This is a genomic window from Zoogloea oryzae (genome assembly GCF_030161255.1).
Taxonomy (GTDB): domain Bacteria; phylum Pseudomonadota; class Gammaproteobacteria; order Burkholderiales; family Rhodocyclaceae; genus Zoogloea; species Zoogloea oryzae.
In genome coordinates this window covers 1-821 of sequence record NZ_BSPX01000210.1, presented here as the reverse complement: position 1 = coordinate 821, position 821 = coordinate 1, and the positions used below count along the sequence as shown (strand labels likewise).

The 821-nt window shown below is 40.2% G+C and carries 1 pseudogene; it reads left to right on the top strand.

From position 1 onward, the window contains the following. Window positions 1–312: 312 nt before the first annotated feature. Window positions 313–821 (top strand): annotated as a pseudogene (locus QQK25_RS24795) (hypothetical protein); the annotation flags it as partial.

Below are 821 nucleotides of genomic sequence, written 5' to 3'. Positions count from 1 at the left end.
AAGACAAAATGAATAAAGTCAAATTTTTAAGAATGAGCTGGGCTATTCAAATTTTGAACAAGTTTCGATGCATTTTCGAATAGAAAAAAGGGACCAATACCCCATTGCGTATTGGTACTTATCGGGTATAGAATAGATTTGTTTCTTTTTGTTCTTAGGAACGGACTTGTTCCTTTATTACCAACGGAATGCAATAAATATTAACCCTTGCTATGATATAATCCACCGAAAAGGGACGCTCCATAGGATAGTCTTTCCCAATGCGATAAAGTAACATAGTGTCTATTTTTCTTTGATTAAAGGGGTATTTACATGGGTTTACCTTGGTATCGTGTTCATACCGTCGTATTGAATGATCCCGGCCGGTTGCTTGCTGTTCATATAATGCATACAGCTCTGGTTGCTGGTTGGGCCGGTTCAATGGCTTTATATGAATTAGCAGTTTTTGACCCTTCTGACCCCGTTCTTGATCCAATGTGGAGGCAAGGTATGTTTGTTATACCCTTTATGACTCGTTTAGGAATAACCAATTCCTGGGGGGTTGGAGTATAACAGGAGGGTCTATCACAAATCCGGGTATTTGGAGTTACGAAGGTGTAGCTGGAGCACATATATTTTTTTCTGGTTTATGCTTCTTGGCAGCTATCTGGCATTGGGTATATTGGGATCTAGAAATATTTACGGATAGTCGTACAGGAAAACCCTCTTTGGATTTGCCCAAGATCTTTGGAATTCATTTATTTCTCGCAGGGGTAGGGTGCTTTGGGTTTGGCGCATTTCATGTAACAGGGTTGTATGGTCCTGGCATTTGGGTATCCGAT